Genomic DNA, 23,279 nt, shown 5'->3' on the forward strand with positions numbered 1-23,279 from the left:
ACTCCTCTGCGGGTGCTCGGAGATGTGTATATGGGACAGCCATGGAATACCCCCCGCCCCCACCCGTCGGACCGGGGCGGCGGACCGTAGCCGGGCCGCCCCGGTCCGGCGGGGGGGGGCGGGGGGTATCCCATGGCGGCTCCTGACCGAGGTGATCAGCGGGGGGTTCGCTCGCGACACGATACGCCGCCTCCCCGCCGCGCCCGGCCGGATTCAGCCGGGCCGGTTCACTTGAGGAGGCGGGACATGCGGCGGTCGGCGAGCGGCTTGCCACCGGTCTGGCAGGTCGGGCAGTACTGGAGGGCCGAGTCGGCGAAGGACACCTCGCGGATCGTGTCGCCGCAGACCGGGCATTTCTGGCCGGCCTTCCCGTGCACGCGGAGGCCGGTCTTCTTCTCGCCCTTGAGGTCCTGGGCTTCGAGGCCGCGCGAGCGCTCCACCGCGTCCCGCAAAGTGGTGACGATCGCGTCGTGCAGGACGGCGACGTCCTCTTCGGTGAGCGTTGCGGCGATCTTGAAGGGGGACATCTTCGCCACGTGCAGGACCTCGTCCGAGTAGGCGTTCCCGATGCCGGCGATCACCCGCTGGTCGCGCAGCAGCCCCTTGATCTGGGTGCGCTTGCCGTTCAGGATCCCGGCGAGCGCCTCGGTCGTGAACGTGTCGTCCAGTGGGTCGGGGCCGAGCGTGGCGACGCCCGGCACGTCGGACGGGTCGCGGACGACGTAGACGGCGAGGCCCTTCTTCGTGCCGGCCTCGGTGAGGTCGAAGCCGGAGCCGTCGTCCAGGTGGACGCGCAGCGCGAGCGGGATCTTGCCCCCGGGCCGGACGGGCCTGGCCGGGATCTCGTCCCGCCAGCGCAGCCACCCGGCGCGGGCCAGGTGGATCACCAGGTGCACCCCGTCGACGTCCAGGTCGAGGAACTTGCCATGCCGGGCGGCGCCGGTGACGGTCAGCCCGCCGAGCGCGGTGATCGGCGGGTCGTACGTCTTCAGCGCGGAGATGGCGAGAACATCGACGCGGGCGACGGCATGGCCGACCACGCGCTCGCGCAGGAACCCCGCCAGCGCCTCCACCTCAGGTAGCTCAGGCATGGCTTCAGTATCCGCGACGAGCCGCGCTGCCGGAACGTCGTCCACAGCCCTGTGGACAACCCCGGGGGTCGCTGTGACCCAGATCTCGAAATACACGGGTACCCCCTAGGGGTTGGCAGGGGCGTCCGGTTATGACAGCATTAAGCCGTCGATATACCCCCTAGGGGTAATGAGCGAAGGAGATGCCGATGAGCACCGCCACCTACACCGTCACCGGGATGACCTGCGGCCACTGCGTGAGCTCGGTCACCGAGGAGGTCGAGCAGATCGCCGGCGTGACCGCCGTGGACGTCGACCTGAAGACCGGCAGCGTCACCGTCACCAGCGAGGCACCCCTCGACGACGCCCGGGTCAAGGACGCCGTCGAAGAGGCCGGATACCAGCTGCAGCAGTCATGACCGGGTGCGCGCCCTCCGGGGCGCGCCCCGACGTAGATCGAGCGGAGTGAAACGGCATGAACAGCGCGACAAAGGTCGGCGTGTACGCCCTGGGCCTCGCCGTCGTCTTCGGCGGCGCCGCCGGGGTCGGCAAGGCGGCCGGTCCCATCGGGGGCACGGCGGAGATGGCGTCCCATGAGGGCGGCACCGGCGGGCACGGCACCGGCGGGCACGGCGGCGCGGCCGCAGGGCACGCGCCCGGCGGGCTCCAGGTGTCCGAGGACGGCTACACGCTGACCCCGCGCACGACGATCGTGACCCCCGGCGAGAAGACCGACTTCCGGTTCACGATCAACGGACCGGACGGCAAGCCCGTCACCGGCTTCACGCCGCTGCACGGCAAGCGCCTGCACCTGATCGTCGCGCAGCGCGACCTGTCCGGCTTCCAGCATCTGCACCCGACCGAGATCGGGGGAGGCGTCTGGACCGTCCCCATCGAGCTGCCGAAGCCCGGTGTGTACCGGTTCTTCACCGACGTCCAGCCGGACGGCGCGGCCCGCCAGCTGACCCTCGGCACCGACGTCTTCGCCCCGGGCGACATGCGGCGCACCCCGCTGCCGCAGCCCGAGCGGGTCGCGAAGGTGGACGGGTACGAGGTCAGGCTCACCGGCGGGCTCACTCCCGGCAAGTCCACCGAACTCACCCTCACCGTGAGCAAGGACGGCAAGCCGGTCACCGATCTGCAGCCGTACCTGGAGGCGTACGGGCACCTGGTCGCGCTGCGGCAGGGCGACCTCGCCTACCTCCACGTCCACCCGGACGGGGAGCCGGGGGACGGCGAGACGAAGCCGGGCCCCGGCATCACGTTTTTCGCTGAGGCACCGAGCGCCGGCGCATACCGTCTTTACCTGGACTTCAAGCACGGCGGCGAGGTCCGCACCGCCGAATTCACCGTGCAGGCGGGCGATGCCGGGGTACCGGCGGAAGAGCCGGCGCACGATGACCAGCCGCACACGCACTGACCGCACGATCGAGGCAAAGGAGGAGCGATGAGCACGGATGTCGAGTCCGAGCGTATCGAGCTGGCGATCGGCGGGATGACGTGCGCGTCGTGCGCCAACCGCATCGAGCGGAAGCTCAACAAGATGGACGGCGTGACCGCGACGGTCAACTACGCCACCGAGAAGGCCAGCGTCGAGTTCGCCGCGGGGGTGTCTCCGGACGAGCTGGTCGCCACGGTCGAGCAGGCCGGCTACACCGCCGCGCTCCCGGCCGCGCCGGCGGCCGACTCCCCGGCGGAGCCGGACGACGGGCTGCGCCCGCTGCGCCAGCGGCTGATCACGTCGGTCGTCCTGTCGGTGCCGGTCATCGCGATGGCGATGATCCCGGCGATCCAGTTCGAAGGCTGGCAGTGGCTGTCGCTGACGCTCGCCGCGCCAGTCGTCGTGTACGCGGGCTGGCCGTTCCACCGGGCCGCGGCGATCAACCTGCGGCACGGCGCGGCGACCATGGACACGCTGATCTCGCTCGGCACGATCGCCGCGTTCGGCTGGTCGCTGTGGGCGCTGTTCTTCGGCACCGCCGGCGAGCTGGGCATCAAGCACGGCTTCGAGTTCTCGATGACCCGCTCGGACGGGTCGATGAACATCTACCTTGAGGCCGCGGCCGGCGTGACCATGTTCATCCTGGCCGGACGCTACTTCGAGACGCGGTCCAAGCGCCGCGCCGGCGCCGCGCTGCGCGCCCTGCTCGAACTGGGCGCGAAGGACGTCTCGGTCATCCGGGACGGACGCGAGGAGCGCATCCCGGTCGACAGCCTCTCCGTGGGGGACGTGTTCGTCGTCCGTCCCGGCGAGAAGATCGCCACGGACGGGACGGTCGCGGAGGGCTCGTCCGCCGTGGACGCGTCCATGCTGACCGGCGAGTCCGTCCCGGTCGAGGTCGGGCCGGGCGACACCGTGGTCGGCGCGACCGTGAACGCGGGCGGCCGCCTGCTGGTGCGCGCGACCCGCGTCGGCGCCGACACCCAGCTCGCCCAGATGGCGCGGCTGGTGGAGGAGGCGCAGACCGGCAAGGCGCAGGTGCAGCGGCTCGCCGACCGGATCTCCGGGATCTTCGTCCCGATCGTGATCGCGCTCGCGGTCGGCACGCTCGGCTTCTGGATCGGCACCGGCGAACCCCTCGCCGGCGCGTTCACCGCCGCGGTCGCCGTGCTGATCATCGCCTGCCCGTGCGCGCTCGGCCTGGCCACCCCGACCGCCCTCATGGTCGGGACGGGACGCGGCGCGCAGCTCGGCATCCTGATCAAGGGCCCCGAGGTGCTGGAGTCGACCCGCGCGATCGACACGGTCGTCCTGGACAAGACGGGCACCGTCACCACCGGCCGCATGGCCCTGGTCGACGTCATCACGGCCGACGGCGTGTCGGAGGACGAGGTGCTCCGGCTGGCCGGGGGGCTGGAGAACGCGTCCGAGCACCCGATCGCCCAGGCGATCGCGCGCGGCGCGTCCGAACGGGTCGGCGAGCTGGGCACGGTCGAGGACTTCGCCAACATCGAGGGCCTCGGCGTCCAGGGAATGGTGGACGGTCACGGCGTCCTCGCGGGACGTCCGCAGCTGCTCGCCGAATGGGCGCAGCACCTGACGCCCGACTTGGAGCGCGCCATGGAGAAGGCGCAGTCGCTCGGCCACACCGCCGTCGCGGTCGGCTGGGACGGCGCGGCCCGCGCGGTGATCACCGTCGCGGACCAGGTCAAGCCGACCTCCCGGGAGGCGATCGACCAGCTCAAGGGGCTCGGCCTGCGCCCGGTCCTGCTGACCGGCGACAACGAGAAGGTGGCCCGGACGGTCGCGGACACGGTCGGCATCGACGAGGTCATCGCCGACGTCCTGCCGCAGGACAAGGTGGACGTCGTCAAGCGCCTCCAGTCCGAATGCAGGACGGTGGCGATGGTCGGCGACGGGGTCAACGACGCCGCCGCGCTCGCCCAAGCCGACCTGGGCCTCGCGATGGGCACCGGGACGGACGTGGCGATCGAGGCGTCCGACCTGACCCTGGTGCGGGGCGACCTGCGGGCCGCGGCCGACGCGATCCGCCTGTCGCGCCGCACGCTCGGCACGATCAAGGGCAACCTGTTCTGGGCGTTCGCCTACAACGTGGCGGCCCTGCCGCTGGCGGCGACCGGCCTGCTCACCCCGATGATCGCGGGCGCCGCGATGGCGTTCTCGTCGGTCTTCGTGGTCAGCAACAGCCTCCGCCTGCGCCGCTTCAAGCCCCTGACGACGCAGAACTGACCGCACCCACGAGCGCGCGGCCCCCACCCGGGGACCGCGCGCTCGCGCATACGGCTCGCCACGCCTGTTTCACGAGAAACAGGCGTGCAGGCGATCGGGTCAGGGACGCAGGGTGGCCAGGAGCGGGGCGAGGGCAGGGTCGTTCGCGGCGTCGTCGAGGGCTGCGGTGAGCGTTTCGGCGTAGGTGGGGGCCGCCTTTCGCTGGACGGCGCGGCCCTCGTCGGTGATGACGGTGTAGACGCCGCGGCGGTCCTTGGGGCACATGTCGCGGCGGGTGAGGCCCGCGGATTCCAGCCGGGCGACCAGGCGGCTGACGGAACTCTGGTTGAGGCCGATGAGGTCGGCCAGTTCCTGCATGCGCAGCTCGCCGTCGTCGGCGCGGGACAGGCGGCACAGCGCGCGGTACTCCGAGAGGCCGATGCCGTGGCGGCTCTGCACGGCCTTGGCGAGCCGACTCTCGACGCGTCCGTGGAGGGTCACGACACCGTCCCAGAGCGGGCCGTCCGCCGCCTTCTCGTCCACGCTCATCTCACACCCGCTTCCTGGTTGACACCACCTTACCTGCAGTGCCAATATCTGCATGCACATACAATCCATGCATGTACATGTAAAATAAGGAGCCGAGCATGATCGAACGCGAGCCCTACCCCGCCGGCACGCTCCCGGCAGAAGCCACCGCGCCGGAAAGGCGAAGCCGATGAGCAGCCCGCTGCTGACCCCCTACGCAGGCCCGCACCTGTCGCTGCCCAACCGGATCGTGATGGCGCCGATGACGCGCGGCCGTGCGGACGACGCGACCGGCGTGCCGCACCCGCTGACCGGCACCTACTACGCGCAGCGCGCGACGGCCGGGCTGATCGTCACCGAGGGGCTGTGGCCGCACGTCCTCGGCAAGGGCGGGCCCGGCATCCCCGGCCTGGTCACGGACGCGCACGTCGCCGGGTGGCGCGAGGTGACCGGCGCCGTCCACGCGGCCGGCGGGACGATCTTCGCCCAGCTCTGGCACGTGGGCCGGATGACGCACCCGCTCAACCTGCCGGGCCGGGCGACGCCCCGCGCCCCGTCCGCCGTCCGGATCGAGGGCGAGCCGATCTACACCGGCCAGGGCGATGTCGAGCACGTCACGCCGCGCGCCATGACGACCGCCGAGGCGGAGGCGACGATCGCCGACTTCGCCGCCGCGGCGCGCAACGCGATCCGCGCCGGGTTCGACGGCGTGGAGGTGCACGGCGCGAACGGCTACCTCGTCCAGCAGTTCCTCGCCGAGAACACCAACCGGCGCACCGACCGGTTCGGCGGCTCCCGCACCGGCCGCCTGCGGTTCGCGGTGGACGTCGTGGAGGCCGTCGCCGCCGAGGTGGGTCCAGAACGCGTCGGGCTGCGCATCTCACCGCACAACCCGGAGAACGAGATCGCCGAAGAGGACCCGGAAGGCACCTACCGGACGCTCGTCGACACCCTCGACCGGCTCGGCCTCGCCTACCTCCACGTCATCGAGCGCGGCGCCTACGGGGCGCTGGCCGACCTGCGTCCACGCTGGTCGGGCACCCTGATCGGCAACTTCAACGGCCCCCACCCCACATCCCAGAAGGCCGGCGAGGTCGTGGTGGCGGCGGGCCTGGCGGACGTCTTCTCCTTCGGCCGCCACTTCATCGCCAACCCCGACCTCCCGCACCGCTTCGCCACGGGCGCCCCTCTTGCCACGCACGTCCCGAGCCTCGTCTACGGCGGCGACGCCGAGGGCTACACCGACTACCCGGCGGCTCTCGTCCCCCAGCCCACGACTTGACGCTCTACACCGGACACAAACCCGCGAGCCGGGATGTGGGTCACAGGGGGACGTCCCAGAAGGCCAGTTCGTGGCGCATGCCCTCCAGGAAGAAGCGTTCGGCGGTTTCGCGGTCGGCGTCGGACTCGTCGATCATCTGGGCGATGCGGCGGGTCAGGTCGGCGAAGCCGGGGTCGGCGTAGGTGTCCACCCAGCGGCGGTAGCGGGGTTCGGACGGCGGGTTTTCGGCGAGGCGTTGGCCGAGGGTGGAGTAGCCCCACATGCAGGGGTAGAGGGCGGCGAGGCCCTCGGTGTAGACGGCGGCGCTGTCCAGGAGGAAGGACGTGTAGGCGACGCAGGCGTGACCCTTCTCGGCGCCGTCCAGGTCGGCGTTGAACCCGGCGGAGAGCGAGCGGTGCAGGTCGAGTTCGTCGTGGAAGGTCGAGTAGGCGAGGTCGACGAGGTCGCCCACGTGGGCGTTGGGGGCCTGCCAGGCGAGGCGGGAGAACACGCGCACGTAGTCGTGCAGATAGAGGTAGTCCTGTTCGAGCCAGGAGCGGAACACCGCCTCGTCCAGGTCCCCTTGGGCGATGCCCGCCACGGTGGGGTGCTTGAGCTGTTCCTCGATCAGGGGGCGGCCGAGGTCTTCCAGGTGCGCGGCGAGACTCATGGCCGCCAGTCTGCCCCAGAAACGACCTTGCCCCAGAAACGACCAGAACCCCCGCCGGCATGCGGCGGGGGTTCTGGTCTTGAGGCCGGTGTGTGGGTCGCCTCTCGGCGAAAGGCACAACACGGCTCCAGCCGGACGGTATTCCGTGAAGGCAAAAGGTGAGGCCCGGGGACACCAGGCACACCGGCTGTCATGTGTAACCGACGGGTCCCCGCGATTGTTCCCGGCCCACCGCGAAGGTCCCCGTACGCCGGACGGTGTGCCACCCCAAGCGCGCCCCTAGCAGCGCCGTGACCACCGATTGGACGACCACCAGATACATGAGCTGCCGGTACACGAACTGCTGGAGCGGCAGTACCCACAGTGGACGGACGGTTTCGCCGTCCAGCCATAGGGCGTAGGCACCGGCGGCGGCCTGCGCGGCGACGAAGGCCGTCCAGGTGAGGACGGGCACGGCGGGGTCTAGGAAGAGCAGTCCGAAGAGGGCGAAGAGGTCAACGGCCGGTGCGAACAGTGGGAAGAGCACCTGGAACACCGCCAGGTAGGGCAGGCAGCGGCGTCCGAACCGGCCTGAACCACCGGTTTCGACGACGGAACGGCGGTGCTTCCACATCGCCTGCATGGTCCCGTAGCACCAGCGGTACCGCTGCCTCCACAGTTGGCGCAGGGACGACGGTGTCTCCGTCCAGGCGAGGGCCTTTTCCTCGTAGACGACGCGGGCCCCGGTTCGGCAGATCGCCATGGTGAGGTCGGTGTCCTCGGCCAGGGTGTCGCCTGGCACGCACCCCACCTCGGCTAGGACCGACCTCCGGAATGCACCGATCGCACCCGGCACGGTCGGCATGCATTGCAGGATGTCGAACATCCGCCGGTCGAGGTTGAATCCGATGACGTACTCGATGTGCTGCCAGCGTCCGAGGATGCCGCCCCGGTTGGCGACCTTGGTGTTGCCGCTGACCGCGCCGACGGACGGGTCCGCGAACGGCGCGACGAGGTGGCGGATGGTGTCGCGCTGGAAGACGGTGTCTCCGTCCACCAGCACGAGGATCTCCGACCGGGCCACGAACAGTCCGGCGTTCAGCGCGCTCGGCTTGCCGCCGTTCGGCTTGCGAATCAGGTGGACGCCCGGCAGGCCGATGCTGTCGACGATCGCTGCGGTGCTGTCGGTGGAGCCGTCGTCCACCACGATCACCTCGACGATGCCCGGATAGTCGGTGTCGAGCAGCGACCCGATCGTCGCCGCGATGCCCGCCTCCTCGTTGTACGCGGGGACGACCACCGAGACGGGCGGGAACGGATCGGGCGGCATCTCCCCGATCTCCGTCATCTCCGGCATGACGGGCGGACCCAGGCGGCGGACGCGGCGCATGTGGACGTGCGCGAACACCAGCAGCAGCACCAGCCGCAGCACGTACAGGATCCCGGCGGCGACGAACAGGGCGCCCATCGTCCCGGTGAGCGCGCACGCGGCGCGCTGCGCGGCGACGAGCGTCCAGCCGACGGCCCGCTCGTGCGCGGGCACCGGGACCTCCGCCGACGGCATGCCGAGCGCCTGCGTGAGCGTGGTGAACCGGTATCCGCGCGGCTGGAGCCGGTCGATGATCCGCTCCACGGCCGCAACGGTCTGCGCCCGGTCGCCGCCCGAGTCGTGCAGCATCACGACCGCGCCCTCGCCGCGCCGCTCCGCCGCCAGCGCCGTCTGGACGATCTTCGCGGTGCCGGGCCGCGCCCAGTCCTCGGTGTCGCGGTCGGTGAGGACGACGATGTAGCCGGCCGCGCCCGTCCGCTCGGCCGCGCGCCACTCCGGTTCGGTCAGGCCGTCCGGACGGGACGAGTACGGCATGCGCATCAGCCGGGTGTGGACTCCCGCCGCGCCCGCCAGCGCCCGCTGCGTGAGGTCCATTTCCAGGCGTCCCCGCCAGGCGGGCGCGGTGGCCAGGTTGACGTGCGTGTACGTGTGCGAGCCGATTTCGTTGCCTTCGCGGGGAATGCGGCGGGTCAGCGCCGGGTTCTCGGCCACGTGCGCGCCAATCGTGAAGAACGTGGCGTGCGCGTCGTGGCGGCGCAGGACGTCCAGGATCCTCGGCGTCCACTCGGGGTCGGGGCCGTCGTCGAAGGTCAGCGCGATCGTCTTCGGCGGCAGGCGGCGGCTGCGCGGTACGCCGCCCGCGAGGTTGAGGACGGGCCCGGCGGAGCGAGCCTGGGCTGGAGCCGGTACGGGACGCGTTGGCTCGTCCCTAGGCGCCTCACCGACGGCGCCGTGCGCGAAGCCGTCCAGCAGTAGGAGCACGGTGAGCACCAGCCCACCGAGTAAGAGCAGAACCCAGTGACCGCGTGGCTCGCTACGTCGCACGGTCAGCGGTTCTTCTTCTTGCGTCCCCAGGCGGGCGGGTTCGCCTGGGACTTGCCCGGATGGGTCGTGGACGCGGTCACCGTCGGCGTGGGTCTCAGCGTAGACGACGGCTTGGGCGCGGTCGACGGAGCGGGGACCACAACCCGCTGGGTGGGTTCCGGCTCAGCGGCGACGGGCGGTTCGGTCGTTTTCGTCGGCGTGACTTGGGGATGGCTCACTTTCACGCGCGGATGGGCGGGCGGTTCGCTCCACGGGGTCAGCGGCACATCCGTCCCCGTGGTCATGCCGAGGCCCAACGCACCGAGGAACACGACGAGAAGCGCTCCGACGGTCAGGCCCAGCCGCCGTCCGACCCGCGCCCGCCATCCGGACGCGTCGACGAAAACGGGGGCAGCCTCGGTTAACGGTTTCGCATCGGTGGACGGCTCCGCCAAGGGGTCCGTCAGTGGCTCGGTGACCGGTGAGATGCCGGGGACGAGAAGTTCGTCCCGGTCATACGGGGAGTTGCCGATCATATTCGTCCAGTATTCGGGGCGGGGAGGCGGCGTCCGGGCGAGCCAGGCGTCATACGTTCAGCGCGAACCCCTGAGTACGTGTCACACCACGGTGAGAATTTCTGCACAATGGCGCGATGGACGAGGACGAACTCGGTCGTGCGCTGCGCGCGGCGCAGGACGGCGACGAGGAGTCCTTCCGCGTCCTCTACCGCGACGTCCAGCCCCGCCTCGTCCGGTTCGCGGGCGCGCTCGTCGGCCCGGACGCCGAGGACGTGACGTCCGAGGCGTGGCTGCAGATCGCCCGCGACCTGCGCTCCTTCCGCGGCGACCTGGACGGCTTCCGCGGCTGGACCGCGACGATCACCCGGCACCGCGCCCTCGACCATCTGCGCCGCAAGTCCCGCCGCCCCGCCGCCGACCTGCCCGCCGAGGAACTGGTCACAATGGCCGCGGACGGCGACACCGAACTGGACGCCCTGGACGGCATCGCCACCGGGGAGGCCCTCCGGCTGATCTCCGAACTCCCCCGCGACCAGGCCGAGGCGGTGCTGCTGCGCGTCGTCGTCGGCCTGGACGCCAAGTCGGCCGGCAAGGTCCTCGGCAAGCGCGCGGGCGCCGTCCGCACCGCCGCCTACCGCGGCCTGCGCCGCCTCGCCGACCGGCTGTCGGACACCGGTACGTCGGCCGCCGAGGCCGCCCGGCCGCTCGTCAAGGGTGACAAAAGCGGCGGTGCCGGCGCTGAGGAAGTGTCATGAGTGACCATTCCGAGGGCGGGCGGCGGCGGAGAGGAGGGCGTGCAGGGCGGCGGGCCCGCCCGCGGCGGGGGCGCCGACGGGCGTCATGGACGCCACGTACCGCGGCCACTCCTCCACCCAGTTGCGCCCGAGGTCGTCGATGAACGAGCCGGGCGGCGGGGTGACGCCGTGCGCCGCGCACCACGCGCCGGGCGCGTGCATGCCGGTCCGGAGCATCCCGTTGCTGGTCATCTGCTGCGGCGGGATCGGGGGCAGCTTGCCCGAGTCGAGGCCCATCTTGGCCTCGGCCTCCAGCTCGGAGGCGTCCTTCTCCTCCGACATGCCGATCGGGCCGACCTTGCTGGCGTTGAGGAACTGCCGGACGACCGGCTCCTCGCTGGACAGCAGCATCTCGCGGGGCCCGAACATGGCGAGGTTGCGCTGGTACAGCAGGCCGATGTTGTCCGGGACGGTCCGCGCCGTGTTGATGTCGTGGGTGACGATGAGGAACGTCGCGCCGATCTGCGCGTTCAGGTCGATGAACACCTGGTTCAGGAACGCGGTGCGGACCGGGTCGAGGCCGGAGTCCGGCTCGTCCACCAGGAGGATCTCGGGGTCCAGCACCAGCGCGCGGGCGAGGCCGGCGCGCTTGCGCATCCCGCCGGAGATCTCGCCGGGCAGCTTGTGCTCGGCGCCGAGCAGGCCGACCATCTCCATCTTCTCGAGGACGATGCGCTTGACCTCGGACTCGGACTTCTTGGTGTGCTCGCGCAGCGGGAAGGCGATGTTGTCGAACAGGCTCATCGAGCCGAACAGCGCGCCGTCCTGGAAGAGGACGCCGAACAGCTTGCGGGTCTCGTACAGCTGCGACTCGGGCAGGTGGGGCAGGTCCCGGTCGCCGATCCAGATGTGCCCGCGGTCGGGCTTGAGCAGCCCGACGAGCGACTTCAGGAACACCGACTTGCCGGTACCGGACGGGCCCAGAAGAACGGAGATCTCACCTGCGGGAATGGTCAGCGACACGTCCTGCCAGATCACCTGGCGGCCGAAGGACTTGGTCAGGCCCTCGACTCTGATCTCGACGCCCACTCGTCACCTTTCGTCCAGGCCGGGGGGGAAATCCCGAACCAATGAGCGAGTAGCACTCAGGCTCTTGCTGGCGTAACTCTCTTGCAGTCGTGACACAGCGTGTCCGCTGTGTTGCTACCGTCCGGTAGCCGCGCCGGGTTTCACTACCGTAGCGGTCCGCCGTCCGAATGGAAGGGGTTCCGGTCCAGATCAGCGACCAAAAGCGACGTCGTAAGACAATCGTTACTTACGGCGCCTATGAGGCTAGTGGTCCAAGAACCAGCCCCTCAAGCCCGGGCGGCTGGGACGGAGACGGCCCAGTGTGACCACAGCGTCAGGACGGGACGCTACGCCGCCCGCGGACGGCCACACAACCCGTCGCGGCACACGCTTTTCCGCGCACCTTTATCACTCCCGCACAGGAAAACGACCGCCCCCTGAGCAGGTCTGAGCACCCGGAACGCGAAAGAGGCGGCCACCCCCGTGCAGGGGTGACCGCCTCCTTGGAGAGCGGTGGAGCCGCGGCTCCGGAGCTCTGGAGCTACCTACTTGACGGTGACCGTCGCGCCGGCCTTCTCCAGGGCCTCCTTGGCCTTGTCCGCGGCCTCCTTGTTGACCTTCTCCAGCAGCGGCTTCGGCGCGCCGTCGACCAGGTCCTTGGCCTCCTTGAGGCCGAGGCTCGTCAGCGCGCGAACCTCCTTGATGACCTGGATCTTCTTGTCGCCGGCGCCCTCGAGGATGACGTCGAACTCGTCCTGCGCGGCGGCCTCCTCGGCGGCCGGGGCGGCCGGGCCGGTCGGCGCGACGGCCGCGACCGGGGCGGCGGCCTTGACGTCGAAGACGTCCTCGAACTGCTTCACGAACTCGGAGAGCTCGAGAAGGGTCATCTCCTTGAAAGCGTCGAGCAGCTCGTCGGTGCTGAGCTTCGCCATGATGTTTCCTCCGCTACGGCTTGAAATCTCGGGTGTACGGAACCGCGGGTGCGCCTACTCGGCGGACGCCTCGGCGGCGGGTGCCTCGGCGGTCTCGCCCTCGCCCTCGCGCTTGGCGCGCAGCGCCTCGGCGAGCTGGGCCGCCTGCGTCGGCAGGGCGTTGAACAGCGCGGCGGCGTTCGCCATCGAGCCCTTCATCGCACCGGCCAGCTTGGCGAGGAGAACCTCGCGCGACTCGAGGTCCGCGAGCTTGGTGATCTCGCCGGCGTCCATCGACTGACCGTCGATGAAGCCGCCCTTGATCACCAGCATCGGGTGCGCCTTGGCGAAGTCACGCAGGCCCTTGGCGGCCTCGACCACGTCGCCGCGCACGAACGCGATGGCCGACGGGCCTTCGAGCAGCTCACGGAACTGCTCGTCGACACCGGCCTCGTTCGCGGCGCGCTTGGTCAGCGTGTTCTTCACCACGCGGAACCGCGCGTTCTCGCCGAGGTTGTCGCGCAGCTCCTTGACCTGCGCGACGCTGAGCCCGCGGTACTCGGTCAGCACGGCGCCGCTGGAGCTCTGAAACTCGTTCTTGAGCTCGGCGATCGCCGCGTCCTTGTGGGCCTTGGCCATAGCCCTCCTTCCGATTACCTGGGTGGTCCGATCCGCGCCCGTCCCACGGCAACGGGGGCTGGGACGCCGATCCACCAAAAAACGCCCCGGCGCAGGCGCACGGGGCGTCCAGGCAAGGCACGGAGGCCATGCGGAAGCTCTCGTCTCACCTACGCAGGCCGCCCGAACTGAGTCGGGTCCTTCGGTCACCTCACGCGGAGGCGACGACCGGCGGTCTTCGGCGTCAAACAGGGTATGGACTGGCGACCGAATATTCAAATCAAGTCGAACTGAACAAGGGACCGCGACCCGGTGCGGGTCGCGGTCCCTCGGTCGTGCGTGCGGGTGATCAGGCGCCGGGGAGTCCGCCGCCGGCGCCGAGCTTGCCCATCAGCTCGCTGAAGTCCGTGACCTGGCTCGCCGGCGGCGCGGCGATCTGCACCGGCTTGCCGTAGTCGCGGTACTTCATCGTCATGGTCAGCGTGCCCTCGGCCGTCTGGTCCGACTTCATCTTGAGCTGGCGCGGCAGCTGCTGGTCGTCCACCCAGAGGTCGAAGTGCATGTTCTCCATGCCGGACGCCGTGTAGTTCTTGCGGTAGGAGTCCTGCATCTCCGGGGAGAGCTTGGCGATCGCGTCCGCCGTCCGGTAGGTGCCGGTGTAGTGGGTCGTCTCGACGCCGCCCACCGTCTCCTTGCCGACCTCGCGCACGTCCTTGGACGCCGTCAGCATCTTGGTGTTCTGGACCGGGTCCATCTGCCGCGACTGCTGCAGCAGCTCCTCGATGTTGAGGCCGGACTGCTTGCCCAGCTCGTCCAGCGAGATCTTGAACCAGGGCTTGGCCGAGTTGCCGCCGAGCGCGCTCAGCATCGACATCTTCATGTACATGGTCCGGCCGACGAGCCGCTGCTCCATGCCGCCGATCGACTTGCCGCCGGCCGCCATGTCGGTGAAGTTCATGCTGTAGGCGAGGTCGGGCTTCGTCCGGTACTGCATCGTGCCGTTCATCGTCACGTCGCCCTCGGACGTGCCCGCCATCAGCATGGACATGTCGGCCTTGAACGAGTCGGTCTGGCCGGTCTTCTCCGCGGCCTTGCCGAGCACCTGCGCGGCGGTCAGCTTGAGGTTCTTGCCGGCCTCGTCCACCTTCTTCCCGGCGTCACCGAGACAGCCGGTCATCGAGAGGGCGAGGCCGGTGGCCAGCGCCGTGGCGGCGGCGAAACGACGGATCATCGTGGGAGTTCTCCTTGTCAGCGGGTCGCCCGGGCGCACGGGCGCGACGTCTAGATCAGACGCAGGAGAACCCTGTTCGGTTCACCCGGATCGTCGTGATTCGCTCTCAGTTGCCGCCGAGGAACGAGCCGATCGACAGCTCGCCCACCTGGTCGGACGGCGGCGCGTTCACGGTGAACGAGTCGCCGTAGTCGCTGTAGAGGACGGTCACCGACCCGGTCTCGCCCTGTGAGCCGTTCGCCTTGGACACGATCTTGCGCGGCAGGTTGTCGCCGTCCGTCCACAGATCGAAGTTGATCTTTCCGTTGGCGCGGTCCTTCGGCAGCCACTTGCCGACCTTCTCGCGCGCCTGCGCGTCGAGGCGGTTCAGCGCGTCCTCCACGGTGACCGTGCCGGTGTAGTGCGTCGTCTGCACGCCGTCGACCGTCTCGGTGCCGACCCGGCGGGCGTCCTTGGAGCCGGTGAACATCTTCGTCTGCTCGGCCGGGTCGACCTTCTGCACCTGGTTGACCAGGCCCTGGACGTCGAACCCGGTACGCTGCGCGACCTGGTTCACGTCGATCTTCACCCAGGGCTTGCCGTTGCTGACGAACTGGGCGAGCTGCGGGACCTTCGCGTAGAGGACGTTGTCGGTGAAGACCGCCTGCCCCTTGGCGCCCGGCACGCTCTGCCCGTTGCGGCTGAACTCGTCCAGCTTCGCGCTGAACTTCAGCGTCGGGCGCAGCTGGAACTGCCCGTCCGCGTGGATCTTGCCGGCGCCGTCCCCGGTGCCGGTCACGGTGAGGTCGGCCTTGAACGTGTCGGCGTTCTCCGCCTTCTGGGACGTCTTCAGCAGCGCCTGCCCGGCGCTGAGCTTCATGTTCTCCGTGTTCGCCGACCCGTCCCCGTTGCATCCGGACAGGACGAGCGCGGCACCCACGGCAGTACCGCCGGCCGCCACCACGAGTCGTCGGTTCATGAGGGTTGAGCCTCCCTTGTCGCCCTTCTGGTGTTCCCAGTGTCGCGGGACGCCAACATAGGGGGCATCCCCCGGTGGTATGAACGAGAGGCTCAGGCGGTACGACCAACGGCTTGACGCGCTCCCCAGTCAGAAGGACGGGGATTCGGTCTGTGCCACGCTCGTTATGGATGTGGCACTTCCGTGGCTTCCTGCTTCGGCGGGCTGTGCCCCCGACCGGAGTCCGGGGTCTTACCTGCCCTCCACAGGCGTTTAAGGTCTCCGCCTCCCCTGGACGACGCCCAGGGGTTTCCGTCCGGCGGCGACCGGATGCATCACGTGGTGATACGGCGTCCTTCGGTCAGGATGTTGCGGGCGGCGTTGACGTCCCGGTCGTGCTCCGTCCCGCACTGCCCACAGATCCACTGGCGGACGTGCAGGGGTTTGGGGCCGTCACAGCGCCCGCAGGCCGAGCAGATCTGTGAGGACGGGAACGCCCGATCCACCCGCGCGAAGGTACGACCGTACCGCCGCGCCTTGTACTCCAGCATCCCGGTGAAGTTCGACCAGCCCGCATCGTGCACCGATTTGGCCAGCCGGGTGCGCGCCAGTCCCTTCACGTTCAGCGTCTCGACATAGACCGCTTGGTTCTCGCGGACCAGCATGGTGGAGAGCCGGTGATGGAACTCGCGGCGCGCGTCGGCGACCTCGGCGTACGCGCGGGCGACCTTCACACGTGCCTTGTCACGGTTGGCCGATCCCTTCTGTTTGCGGGAGAGTGCCTGCTGAGTTCTGCGGAGTCTCTTCTCGGCGCGGCGCAGGAACCTCGGGGAGGCGATCTTGCGGCCGTCGGAGGTGACCGCGAAGCAGCCCAGCCCCAGATCGACGCCCACGTCGGCCGTGGTGGCGGGCGGGTCGGGCACGTCAGCGACCTCGACGACGAACGAGCAGAAGTACCGGCCCGCGGCATCCTGAATCACTGTCACCGTCGAGGGAATCGACGGCAGCCGCCTCGACCACTTCACCTTCACCTGGCCGATCTTGGGCAGGGCGAGCTTCCCACCACCGGTGATCGACCAGCGGGCGTTGGAGGTGAACCGGACCGATTGGCGCTTGTCTTTGCGGGACTTGAACCGGGGCGCGCCCATCCTCGGGCGTTTGCCGGCTAGGCCGTCGAAGAAGTTGCGGTAGGCGGACTCCAGGTCCCGCAGGGACTGCTGCAGCACCACCGCCGACACCTCGCCCAGCCACGCCCGTGCGGGCGTCTTCTTTGCCTCGGTCAAGGCTGCCGACAGTTCGGCGGCCTTCGGAAACGACAGCCCGGCTTCGTGTGCGATCTGCCGTGCCCGCAGAGCGTCGTTGTAGACCACGCGCGCGCACCCGAATGCCCGTGCCAATGCTTGGCACTGCACGGCGGTGGGGTAAAGCCGAAACACATATCGGAGCTGCACAGGGTAACAGTATGATTACTTTGCGTTGACTGTACGCAGAGAACCCTGCAGGCGCTGCCTGGGGAACGGCGGGGTCAGCGGTAGGAGTCGAAGGTCATCGAGCCGTTGAAGGCGGCGCCGGGGGCCTGCGCGTTCAGCTGGATCGACGTCGGGCGGGCCTTGCTGTCGGCCCACAGGTCGAGGCCGCAGCCGGTGGAGTCCGGGATCCAGGCGCGGAAGCGGGTCGCCGCGTCCTGCGGCAGCAGCGCGTAGACGCTGCCCATGAGCGCCTGCGCCGAGAACTGCGTCTTGCCGGACGCGTCGGGCTCGCTCGCGGTCATCCCGGGCAGCGTCCCGATCATGAAGGTGAACTGCCGGGGGTCGGAGTCGTTCTGCAGCTTGCCCAGCTGCGCCGCGGTGAGCGTGGACTTCGTCCACTTCTCGCCGTCGAAGCCCTTGAGGACGTTCCCGCTGACGACCACCTTCTGGGTGACCTTGCTCGCCTCGCCGTCCTGCTGCGTCGTGGTGACGCCGGTGGCGCTCATCGCGAACTTCGGCCACAGGGTGAACGAGGCCGTCTCGACGGCGTGCTGGTAGTCGCCGTTCGCTCCGATCGTCACCTTCATGTCCGTCTTGCGGGTGAAGGCGTGCAGGCTGGGACCCGGCTGGGGCGGTGCCGTGGGCAGGCCGTGCGCGCCGCCGCCGTTCCCGGTGCCGGGGGCGCCGGCGCCGGGGGCGTTGCCCGTGCCCGGGGCCGGTGCGGCGGACGCGCCCGGCGTGACGGTGCCGGACGCGGCGCCGTTCGGGTTGGTCTGGTCCTGCTGGGCCATGGCCGCGGCGGGCGGCATCGACCCGGCGTCCTTCTGGGAGTCCCCGCCGACCTTGACGACCATGAGGATGGCCGTGGGCACGACGGCCACCGCGGTGACGGCGGAGATGGCGATGGCCCGGTCGGTACGACGCTTCACGAGGACAATTCAACACCAAGTTCCCCGTAGGCAACAAAGCAACCCGGGAACGAATTGTCCGGTTCCGGACTGGGATCTGTGTATCCACCGTGGTCCGTGCTAGGCGGATCACCGCACGTGGCAGGGCGCCCTGCCAGGTGCGGTCCGGCTTCAGGCGGCTCGGCGGGACCGCGTCGCCTCCTCGTCCACGGCCAGGGTGTCGTCGGCGGGGTCGCCGGTGAAGACGACGCCGTAGACGTCTTCGGCCGCTTCGCGGGAGATGTATCCCTCCAGGTAGTCGTGCAGCACGCGCTCCGGTTCTCGTTCGGTGGGCGGGCCGTAGCCGCCGCCCCCGCCGTGCTCCCCGTACAGCCGGTCGCCCGGCCGCAACTCGATCTGGGCCATCGGGTCGGTGCGGGTGCGCGTCCCGTCCGCGCCGATCAGGTACGCGACGCCGAGGCTGCCGTCCCCGCCGCCGCGGGCACCCCGCGCGGGACGCTCGTGGCCGTCGATGTTGAACGCCGCGCTCATCGGCGCGTGCCGAGGGCCGAACTCCACGGTCGTGGACACCGCGCCGCGCCGCCGTCCGGCGCCGCCGCTGTCGGTCGCGATGCGCAGGTGGTCGAACAGGACCGGATACTTCAGCTCGTTGAGCTCGATGCTGTCGCGGTACACCAGCCCGGCGCCGCACGGCGCGTTGTAGGTCACCCAACCGTCGGTGCGCGGGGTCGCGGGGCCGCCGTTCGTGCCCACGATCAGCTGGTTGATGTACCCGCCGCCGGTGCGCGGGTCGTGCCCGGCGACCACCGAGAAGCCCGCGCCCGTGACCGCGCCGCCCTGGGCCAGGCCGTAGCCGTCGCCGAGCTCGGAGAACGCGTGCTGGGTGATGTTGATGATTCGGTCGGCGAGGTTGGTGGTGGCCATCGAACAGCACGTCGGATGCTCCGGGATCCCCACCACGCAGTTCTCCCGCAGCTGGACGGTGATGCGGCGGAACGTCCCCGAGTTGACCGGGACACCCGACCCGACCACGTTGAGGACGCCGGTGATCGCGTTGTTGATCGCGCACGCCTCGGACTGGTTGATGCCGGCGGGCACGCAGTCGATGTTGTCGCGCAGGTCGACCTCGACCGTCTCCTCGTCCGGGTCGACCGTCACCTTGATCTTCACTGGGACGCCCTCGGTGAGCGGGCCGAACGGGTCGTGCGCGCCCTCTCCCTCCACGGTCGCGGCGGGCAGCTTCGCGATCGCCGCGCGCATCCGCCGCTCGGAGTAGTCCAGCCATTCGCCGACGAACTCCCGGAGCGTGTCGACGCCGTACCGCTCGGCGGCCTGCTTCAGCCGGCGCTCCGCGATCCGCGCCGCGCCCAGCATCGCCAGGTAGTCGCCGTACCACTGGTCGGGGACGCGGATGCGGCGGCGGCACATCCGGATGACGTCCTCGATGTCGGTGTAGTCACGCTGGATCTGGGTCATCGAGAAGCACAGCGCGCCCTCCTCGTAGATGTCCTTCGCCAGCGGGTGGTACGTCGACGGGATGCTGTTGCCGGTGTCGGCCTGGTGCGCCTTCGCGGCCGCGGTGAACACGTGCACGCCGTCGATGAACACCGGTACCAGGATCGTATGGTCGGCGTGGTGGGTGTTGCCGATGTACGGGTCGTTGTCCAGGTAGGCGTCGCCCTCGGTGAAACCGGGATGCATCCGGCGCATCGCCGCGGTCTGCAGGTGCGTCCCGAAGACGTGCACGGGCAGCGCCTCCGCGCTGGACAGCAGCTGGTCGTCGGCTGTGACGATCGCGCAGGAGAAGTCCCGCGCCACCGACATCACCGTGGAGCGGCCAGTCCGCAGCAGCGTGTTGGTCATCTCGCGGACGATCGCGTCGAACCGGTTGGCCAGCACCGCCAGCAGCGCCGGATCCATGGTGCTCGTGCTCATTTCTGGTCCGCCTCCATCAGGTAGTTGCCGTCCTCGGTCACCGTGACCGTCCACTCCGGCTGGACGACGAGGGTGCTCGTCCGGTCCGCGATGATCGCCGGGCCGGGGACCACCGCGCCGGCGGGCAGGTCGGTGCCGGTGTGGATCGGGGTGGTGACCAGCCCGCGCCCCGGGAAGTACGCCTGCGCGTTCTCGTCCGCGGCCTTTCCGGAGCCGGCGCGGGCCGCCATGCGGGGACGGCGGTCGTCGCCGACGGGCGCGGTGAGGCGCAGCCGCCAGGTCAGTGTCTCGACCGTCTGGCCCGGCTCCGCGACCGCGAAGATCCGCTCGTGCTCGGCGTCGAACGCGGCGGACAGCGCCTTCACGTCCTCCGCCGAATCGAACCGGGCGGACGGGACGGGCAGCTCGATGTCCCACACCTGGAACGCGTATCGGGCCTCCACGAACAGATCACGCCGGGCGTCGCCGATTCCGCGCTCGGCGAGCCGCGCCGCGAACGCGTCCGCGCGGGCGTTCAGCTCGTCCAGCACCGCGTTGACCTTGTCGTGGTCGAACGCGGCGGTGGTCGTCGGGCAGCTTCCGGTGAACTCGGCGACGATGTCGGAGTACTGGCCGCCGACCGCCGACAGCGCGCCCGCCGTGCGCGGGATCAGCACGCGGCGGCAGCCCAGCTCGCCGACGATCCGCGCGATGGTGAGCCCGGCCGCGCCGCCGCCCGCGACGAACACGCTCTCCCGCGGGTCGAGGCCCTCGTTCACCGTGATGTCGCCGATCGCGCCGACCATCACCTCGGACGCGACGGCCTGCACCGCGTCGGCGGCCTTCGGCGCGTCCAGCCCGAGCCGCTCGCCCAGCTCCTCGATGACCTTCCAGGCGGCGTCGGCGTCCAGCGTCATCCGGCCGCCGAGGAAGTGCGCCGGGCTGAGGTAGCCGAGCACGACGGCGGCGTCGGTGACCGTGGGCCGCGTGCCGCCCCGCCCGTAGCAGGCGGGGCCGGGCCGCGCGCCCGCCGACTGCGGGCCGACCCGCAGCAGCCCGCCGTCGTCCACCCACGCGATCGAGCCGCCGCCCGCGCCGACGCTGCGCACGTCCACCGACGACGTCGCCACCAGGTGGCCGAGGAACCGCTCCCCCAGCCACGTCTCGCGGGTGAAGTTGATCGTGCCGTCGCGGACGACGCTGACGTCGAAGCTGGTGCCGCCCATGTCGCACACGACCACGTCGCCGGCCGACAGCTCGGCCTCGGCGTAGGTCTTCCCCGCCACCGGTGCCAGCGCGGGGCCCGACTTCACCGAGAAGATCGGACGTTCGGCCAGGTCGGGGATGTGCATGATGCCGCCGTAGGACGTCGCGGCCACCAGCTCGCCGGTGAAGCCGACCTCGGCCAGGTCCTCGGCGACCGCCGCGAGATGCGCGCCCATCAGCGGCTTCAGCGACGCGTCGAGCGCGGTCGCCGAAGCCCGCCGATACTCCCGGACGACCGGGTTAAGCCGGTGCGACAAGGTGCAGGGGACGTCCGGCAGCTCATCGGCCAGGATCTCCGAGACCCGCAGCTCGTGCGCCGAGTTGGCCACCGACCACAGCAGGCAGACCGCCACGGCCTCGACGCCCCGTTCGGCGAGGTTGCGGGCGATCCGCCGGACCGCCGCCTCGTCCAGCGGGGTCACGATGCCGCCTTCGGCGTCGATGCGGCCGGGCACCTCGAACGTCAGCCGGCGCGGCACATACGGCTCGGGGTAGGGGACGTCGAGGTCGAACGGATTCGACTTGCCGCCCTCGCGCAGCACCAGCACGTCCGGGAAGCCCTCGGTGGTCAGCAGCGCCGTCTTCGCGGTCGTCCGCTCCAGGACGGCGTTGGTGGCACGGGTCGTGCTGTAGACGAACAGGTCGGTGCCGGCGAGCACGTCCGGCACGGTGGCGCCGAGCCCGGCCGCGACGTTCTCCAGCGCGTCGCGCACTCCGGTGAACGCGCGCTCAGGAGTGGTCGGCGCCTTGCCGATGAGCAGCTCGCCGTCCGCGCCGACCACGACGACGTCGGTGAACGTCCCGCCGACGTCCACGGTGATTCGGTAACCCATCCACTCTCCCCGCAGGCCAGGACTGAATAGTGATTCAGTGGTGAATCTATATTCGGGCTTCTCGCCCGGTCAATCCCCTGGTCGCCAACTTCCCCATGGTCGTGGAGTGCTATCGTCCTGAACTATGATTCAGGCAGGCACCCGGCGGGCGCTGCTCGACGCCGCTCGGGAGGTGTTCGTCTCCAAGGGCTACACGGCCGGACGGATCGCCGACGTCACCGAGGCCGCGGGCGTGTCCGTCGGCACCTTCTACACGCACTTCGGCGGCAAGCGGGAGCTGCTCGACGCCCTGCTCGGCGAACTGGCGTCGGAGATGTTCGAGGCACCGGACGGCGACCGTCCCGCCGAGGAGCGCCTCCGCCTCCTCAACCGCCGCTACCTCGGCGCCTTCGCCGACGACGCCGCGCTCTGGTACGCCGTCGAACGCGCGGCGCTCACCAGCGAGGAGGTCGCCGGCACCCTCGCCGCCCACCGGGAGCGGCAGGTCGCCCGGATCGCCGGGCTGATCCGGGACTGGGCGGGCCACGGCCTGCTGCCCCTGCCCGCCGACCCCGAGTTCACCGCGTTCTCGCTGATCGCGATGACCGAGGAGCTGTCCTACATCTGGTTCGTGTACGAGTCCGCGCCCGACCTCGACGACGCCGCCCGCCACCTGGCCGTCCTGTGGTGCCGGCTGCTGGGGGCGTCCCGGTGACCCGGCAGGCGAGGCGCGCGCGGGGCGCGCTGCTGCGCGCCGGCCGCAAGGTGTTCGAGGACAAGGGCTACTACGGCGCCCGCATCGCCGACGTCGCGGCGGAGGCCGGGATGGCGGTCGGCAGCTTCTACACCTACTTCGACTCCAAGGAGGCCCTCTTCCGCGACGTGCTGATCGAGGTCGAGGACGAGGTGTACGGCGAACTCTCACCCGCCGGGCCGCAGCCTGAAGACCCTCGCGAGCGCATCTACCAGACCAACCTGCTCTACTTCACCGCGTTCCAGCGCAATGTCGGCTTCTGGCGCGCCGTGGAAGAGTCGGCGCTCACCAACCCCGACGCCCGCCGGGTACTGGCCGAGCGGCGCCGCTACTACCGGGGACGGACGCGCCGCGCGCTGGCCCGCTGGCAGGACCGCGGGCTGATCGGCGACGACCTCGATCTCGACTTCGCCGCCGCCGCACTGGGCGCGATGACCGAACGCTGCGCCTACCTGTGGTTCATCTTCGGCAATCCCATCGCCCCGGAGGAGGCCGCCACCAAGATCACCGACCTGTGGCTGACAACCCTCGGCCTACCCGCCTAACCCGCCTCGTTGACTTGCGGCGTGTTGCCCTTATGAGCGGCCGGATAAGGGCAACACGCCGCA

General features: G+C 70.3%; 21 protein-coding genes. 7 read left to right on the top strand and 14 right to left on the bottom strand.

Annotation, left to right across the window (positions count from 1 at the left end):
- Positions 1 to 227 precede the first annotated feature (227 nt).
- Positions 228 to 1,091 (bottom strand): Fpg/Nei family DNA glycosylase, encoded by an 864-nt coding sequence (locus HUX53_RS20540; RefSeq protein ID WP_176404842.1) that lies wholly within the window; start codon positions 1,089 to 1,091, stop codon positions 228 to 230.
- 188 nt (positions 1,092 to 1,279) lie between these two features.
- Here HUX53_RS20540 and HUX53_RS20545 point away from each other — a divergent pair, with 188 nt between their 5' ends.
- The 3 genes from HUX53_RS20545 to HUX53_RS20555 are packed head-to-tail and all read left to right on the top strand — an operon-like array spanning position 1,280 to position 4,761.
- A complete protein-coding gene (locus HUX53_RS20545; RefSeq protein ID WP_176404843.1) occupies positions 1,280 to 1,489 on the top strand; it encodes a heavy-metal-associated domain-containing protein in 210 nt (69 codons plus the stop codon).
- A 56-nt stretch (positions 1,490 to 1,545) separates the two neighbouring features.
- Positions 1,546 to 2,490, top strand: coding sequence for a hypothetical protein (locus tag HUX53_RS20550; protein ID WP_176404844.1), 945 nt, complete (start codon positions 1,546 to 1,548; stop codon positions 2,488 to 2,490).
- Between the two features lie 27 nt (positions 2,491 to 2,517).
- Positions 2,518 to 4,761, top strand: a complete 2,244-nt coding sequence (locus HUX53_RS20555; protein ID WP_176404845.1) for a cation-translocating P-type ATPase — start codon at positions 2,518 to 2,520, stop codon at positions 4,759 to 4,761.
- Positions 4,762 to 4,860: 99 nt separating this feature from the next.
- On the opposite strand, the gene HUX53_RS20560 is transcribed toward HUX53_RS20555, so the two are convergent.
- The gene (locus HUX53_RS20560; RefSeq protein ID WP_176404846.1) at positions 4,861 to 5,289 is read right to left on the bottom strand and encodes a MarR family winged helix-turn-helix transcriptional regulator; all 429 of its coding nucleotides are present in this window, start codon (positions 5,287 to 5,289) and stop codon (positions 4,861 to 4,863) included.
- Between the two features lie 169 nt (positions 5,290 to 5,458).
- Between HUX53_RS20560 and HUX53_RS20565 the strand changes: the two genes are divergently transcribed.
- Positions 5,459 to 6,550 carry an alkene reductase gene (locus tag HUX53_RS20565; RefSeq protein ID WP_176404847.1) on the top strand — a complete coding sequence of 364 codons (1,092 nt, stop codon included), beginning with the start codon at positions 5,459 to 5,461 and terminating at the stop codon, positions 6,548 to 6,550.
- 40 nt (positions 6,551 to 6,590) lie between these two features.
- Here the strand turns inward: HUX53_RS20565 and HUX53_RS20570 are convergent, their stop codons facing one another.
- From HUX53_RS20570 to HUX53_RS20580, 3 genes are all read right to left on the bottom strand, one after another.
- The gene (locus HUX53_RS20570; RefSeq protein WP_176404848.1) at positions 6,591 to 7,199 is read right to left on the bottom strand and encodes a TenA family protein; all 609 of its coding nucleotides are present in this window, start codon (positions 7,197 to 7,199) and stop codon (positions 6,591 to 6,593) included.
- Between the two features lie 190 nt (positions 7,200 to 7,389).
- Complete coding sequence (locus tag HUX53_RS20575; protein WP_309237338.1) at positions 7,390 to 9,498, bottom strand: glycosyltransferase; 2,109 nt, start codon at positions 9,496 to 9,498, stop codon at positions 7,390 to 7,392.
- Positions 9,499 to 9,554: 56 nt separating this feature from the next.
- A complete protein-coding gene (locus HUX53_RS20580; protein ID WP_176404849.1) occupies positions 9,555 to 10,067 on the bottom strand; it encodes a hypothetical protein in 513 nt (170 codons plus the stop codon).
- 116 nt (positions 10,068 to 10,183) lie between these two features.
- Between HUX53_RS20580 and HUX53_RS20585 the strand changes: the two genes are divergently transcribed.
- Positions 10,184 to 10,804 (top strand): RNA polymerase sigma factor, encoded by a 621-nt coding sequence (locus HUX53_RS20585; RefSeq protein ID WP_176404850.1) that lies wholly within the window; start codon positions 10,184 to 10,186, stop codon positions 10,802 to 10,804.
- On the opposite strand, the gene HUX53_RS20590 is transcribed toward HUX53_RS20585, so the two are convergent.
- The 9 genes from HUX53_RS20590 to HUX53_RS20630 form a co-directional block, all read right to left on the bottom strand.
- On the bottom strand, positions 10,799 to 11,872 hold the full coding sequence (locus tag HUX53_RS20590) for an ABC transporter ATP-binding protein (RefSeq protein ID WP_309237339.1): 1,074 nt from the start codon (positions 11,870 to 11,872) through the stop codon (positions 10,799 to 10,801). The genes HUX53_RS20585 and HUX53_RS20590 overlap by 6 nt on opposite strands.
- Positions 11,873 to 12,396: 524 nt before the next feature.
- Positions 12,397 to 12,783: a 50S ribosomal protein L7/L12 gene (gene rplL, locus HUX53_RS20595; protein ID WP_176404851.1), complete on the bottom strand. Its 387-nt coding sequence runs from the start codon at positions 12,781 to 12,783 to the stop codon at positions 12,397 to 12,399.
- 54 nt (positions 12,784 to 12,837) lie between these two features.
- Positions 12,838 to 13,401, bottom strand: coding sequence for a 50S ribosomal protein L10 (gene rplJ / locus HUX53_RS20600; RefSeq protein ID WP_176404852.1), 564 nt, complete (start codon positions 13,399 to 13,401; stop codon positions 12,838 to 12,840).
- Between the two features lie 328 nt (positions 13,402 to 13,729).
- Positions 13,730 to 14,611, bottom strand: coding sequence for an LppX_LprAFG lipoprotein (locus HUX53_RS20605; RefSeq protein WP_176404853.1), 882 nt, complete (start codon positions 14,609 to 14,611; stop codon positions 13,730 to 13,732).
- Between the two features lie 106 nt (positions 14,612 to 14,717).
- Positions 14,718 to 15,569 carry an LppX_LprAFG lipoprotein gene (locus HUX53_RS20610; protein WP_217919673.1) on the bottom strand — a complete coding sequence of 284 codons (852 nt, stop codon included), beginning with the start codon at positions 15,567 to 15,569 and terminating at the stop codon, positions 14,718 to 14,720.
- Positions 15,570 to 15,883: 314 nt separating this feature from the next.
- Complete coding sequence (locus tag HUX53_RS20615) at positions 15,884 to 16,999, bottom strand: RNA-guided endonuclease TnpB family protein (RefSeq protein ID WP_176404854.1); 1,116 nt, start codon at positions 16,997 to 16,999, stop codon at positions 15,884 to 15,886.
- Between the two features lie 74 nt (positions 17,000 to 17,073).
- Positions 17,074 to 17,946 carry a hypothetical protein gene (locus HUX53_RS20620; RefSeq protein ID WP_176404855.1) on the bottom strand — a complete coding sequence of 291 codons (873 nt, stop codon included), beginning with the start codon at positions 17,944 to 17,946 and terminating at the stop codon, positions 17,074 to 17,076.
- A gap of 150 nt (positions 17,947 to 18,096) precedes the next feature.
- Positions 18,097 to 19,860 (bottom strand): hydantoinase B/oxoprolinase family protein, encoded by a 1,764-nt coding sequence (locus HUX53_RS20625; RefSeq protein WP_217919674.1) that lies wholly within the window; start codon positions 19,858 to 19,860, stop codon positions 18,097 to 18,099.
- On the bottom strand, positions 19,857 to 21,938 hold the full coding sequence (locus HUX53_RS20630; protein WP_176404856.1) for a hydantoinase/oxoprolinase family protein: 2,082 nt from the start codon (positions 21,936 to 21,938) through the stop codon (positions 19,857 to 19,859). Before HUX53_RS20630 ends, HUX53_RS20625 begins: the two co-directional genes overlap by 4 nt.
- A gap of 124 nt (positions 21,939 to 22,062) precedes the next feature.
- Between HUX53_RS20630 and HUX53_RS20635 the strand changes: the two genes are divergently transcribed.
- Together HUX53_RS20635 and HUX53_RS20640 are read left to right on the top strand one after the other, a co-directional pair.
- The gene (locus HUX53_RS20635) at positions 22,063 to 22,632 is read left to right on the top strand and encodes a TetR/AcrR family transcriptional regulator (RefSeq protein ID WP_176404857.1); all 570 of its coding nucleotides are present in this window, start codon (positions 22,063 to 22,065) and stop codon (positions 22,630 to 22,632) included.
- The gene (locus tag HUX53_RS20640; RefSeq protein ID WP_176404858.1) at positions 22,629 to 23,216 is read left to right on the top strand and encodes a TetR/AcrR family transcriptional regulator; all 588 of its coding nucleotides are present in this window, start codon (positions 22,629 to 22,631) and stop codon (positions 23,214 to 23,216) included. The genes HUX53_RS20635 and HUX53_RS20640 overlap by 4 nt, the downstream gene beginning before the upstream one ends.
- Positions 23,217 to 23,279 lie beyond the last annotated feature (63 nt).

Source organism: Actinomadura sp. BRA 177, assembly GCF_013372625.1.
GTDB lineage: Bacteria > Actinomycetota > Actinomycetes > Streptosporangiales > Streptosporangiaceae > Spirillospora.

What these genes read in the sequence shown, in the direction of transcription:
- HUX53_RS20540 (WP_176404842.1), bottom strand. Translation starts at nt 1,091, where the DNA reads ATGCCTGAGCTACCTGAGGTGGAGGCGCTGGCGGGGTTCCTGCGCGAG.
- HUX53_RS20545 (WP_176404843.1), top strand. Translation starts at nt 1,280, where the DNA reads ATGAGCACCGCCACCTACACCGTCACCGGGATGACCTGCGGCCACTGC.
- HUX53_RS20550 (WP_176404844.1), top strand. Translation starts at nt 1,546, where the DNA reads ATGAACAGCGCGACAAAGGTCGGCGTGTACGCCCTGGGCCTCGCCGTC.
- HUX53_RS20555 (WP_176404845.1), top strand. Translation starts at nt 2,518, where the DNA reads ATGAGCACGGATGTCGAGTCCGAGCGTATCGAGCTGGCGATCGGCGGG.
- HUX53_RS20560 (WP_176404846.1), bottom strand. Translation starts at nt 5,289, where the DNA reads ATGAGCGTGGACGAGAAGGCGGCGGACGGCCCGCTCTGGGACGGTGTC.
- HUX53_RS20565 (WP_176404847.1), top strand. Translation starts at nt 5,459, where the DNA reads ATGAGCAGCCCGCTGCTGACCCCCTACGCAGGCCCGCACCTGTCGCTG.
- HUX53_RS20570 (WP_176404848.1), bottom strand. Translation starts at nt 7,199, where the DNA reads ATGAGTCTCGCCGCGCACCTGGAAGACCTCGGCCGCCCCCTGATCGAG.
- HUX53_RS20580 (WP_176404849.1), bottom strand. Translation starts at nt 10,067, where the DNA reads ATGATCGGCAACTCCCCGTATGACCGGGACGAACTTCTCGTCCCCGGC.
- HUX53_RS20585 (WP_176404850.1), top strand. Translation starts at nt 10,184, where the DNA reads ATGGACGAGGACGAACTCGGTCGTGCGCTGCGCGCGGCGCAGGACGGC.
- rplL (WP_176404851.1), bottom strand. Translation starts at nt 12,783, where the DNA reads ATGGCGAAGCTCAGCACCGACGAGCTGCTCGACGCTTTCAAGGAGATG.
- rplJ (WP_176404852.1), bottom strand. Translation starts at nt 13,401, where the DNA reads ATGGCCAAGGCCCACAAGGACGCGGCGATCGCCGAGCTCAAGAACGAG.
- HUX53_RS20605 (WP_176404853.1), bottom strand. Translation starts at nt 14,611, where the DNA reads ATGATCCGTCGTTTCGCCGCCGCCACGGCGCTGGCCACCGGCCTCGCC.
- HUX53_RS20610 (WP_217919673.1), bottom strand. Translation starts at nt 15,569, where the DNA reads ATGAACCGACGACTCGTGGTGGCGGCCGGCGGTACTGCCGTGGGTGCC.
- HUX53_RS20625 (WP_217919674.1), bottom strand. Translation starts at nt 19,860, where the DNA reads ATGAGCACGAGCACCATGGATCCGGCGCTGCTGGCGGTGCTGGCCAAC.
- HUX53_RS20630 (WP_176404856.1), bottom strand. Translation starts at nt 21,938, where the DNA reads ATGGGTTACCGAATCACCGTGGACGTCGGCGGGACGTTCACCGACGTC.
- HUX53_RS20635 (WP_176404857.1), top strand. Translation starts at nt 22,063, where the DNA reads ATGATTCAGGCAGGCACCCGGCGGGCGCTGCTCGACGCCGCTCGGGAG.